The sequence below is a fragment of the Arthrobacter sp. I3 genome, from assembly GCF_000520575.1.
Taxonomy (GTDB): Bacteria; Actinomycetota; Actinomycetes; order Actinomycetales; family Micrococcaceae; genus Arthrobacter; species Arthrobacter humicola_A.
This window is the reverse complement of sequence record NZ_KI914971.1, coordinates 3,898-5,135: the sequence shown is the minus strand read 5'-3', so window position 1 is coordinate 5,135 and position 1,238 is coordinate 3,898. Positions and strand designations below refer to the sequence as shown.

Here is a 1,238-nt window from a genome sequence, read left to right as displayed (position 1 = left end):
GAGCCGGCGGGTCAGATCCTCGCCCAGGACAGCACCGAGCGGGTTGGACGGGGAATTCAGGATCAGCACCTTGGTGCGGGGCGTGATGAGCGCCTCGATGTCCTCGATCCGCGGCTGGAAATCGTGCTCCGGGTACAGCGGGTAGCGGACCGGAACGGCGTGCAGCAGGCTGGACGTCATCGCGAAGGTGGGGTAGCCGGGATTTGGGATGAGGATCTCATCCCCGGGGGAGAGCAACAGGCTCATGGCGAAATGCAGGCCCTGCTGGGCGCCGTCGACCACGTAGACGCGCTCCGCGCCGACCGGCGTCGCATTGTGTTCACGGAAGCGGGCGGCGAAGGCCTCCCGCAACGCGGGGATCCCGGCGTTCGGTGTGTAGTTGGTCTCGTCCCGGTCCAGGCAGGCCATGCCGGCTTCGAGGACATGGCGGGGGACTGCGAAGCCCGGCTCCCCGATACTCAGCACGATCGCACCGGGCGTTCCCCAGGCGGCTTCGGTGATCTCGCGGATCTGGTTGATCGGGACGTCGCGGACATGTGCGGCAAGCTCGGGCATGTCTGCCATCCTAACGCCCGGCGTCCGCGGTGGCGGCGGGACGGTGGGCGTCGGGGCGGGGCTGGCCGCATATACTGGGAGGCGTGCTTTCTGGACTGGTGAGCGGGTTGGACGGGGAATTCAGGATCAGCACCTTGGTGCGGGGCGTGATGAGCGCCTCGATGTCCTCGATCCGCGGCTGGAAATCGTGCTCCGGGTACAGCGGGTAGCGGACCGGAACGGCGTGCAGCAGGCTGGACGTCATCGCGAAGGTGGGGTAGCCGGGATTTGGGATGAGGATCTCATCCCCGGGGGAGAGCAACAGGCTCATGGCGAAATGCAGGCCCTGCTGGGCGCCGTCGACCACGTAGACGCGCTCCGCGCCGACCGGCGTCGCATTGTGTTCACGGAAGCGGGCGGCGAAGGCCTCCCGCAACGCGGGGATCCCGGCGTTCGGTGTGTAGTTGGTCTCGTCCCGGTCCAGGCAGGCCATGCCGGCTTCGAGGACATGGCGGGGGACTGCGAAGCCCGGCTCCCCGATACTCAGCACGATCGCACCGGGCGTTCCCCAGGCGGCTTCGGTGATCTCGCGGATCTGGTTGATCGGGACGTCGCGGACATGTGCGGCAAGCTCGGGCATGTCTGCCATCCTAACGCCCGGCGTCCGCGGTGGCGGCGGGACGGTGGGCGTCGGGGCGGGGCTG

The 1,238-nt window shown here is 68.4% G+C and carries 1 protein-coding gene and 1 pseudogene; both read right to left on the bottom strand.

All coding sequences use genetic code 11. From position 1 onward, the window contains the following. On the bottom strand, positions 1-555 hold a 555-nt coding region (locus tag Y706_RS28500), incomplete at its 3' end, for a pyridoxal phosphate-dependent aminotransferase (RefSeq protein ID WP_173403107.1). A 100-nt stretch (positions 556-655) separates the two neighbouring features. Then, positions 656-1,174 (bottom strand): annotated as a pseudogene (locus Y706_RS0121825) (pyridoxal phosphate-dependent aminotransferase); the annotation flags it as partial. Between the last annotated feature and the right edge of the window lie 64 nt (positions 1,175-1,238).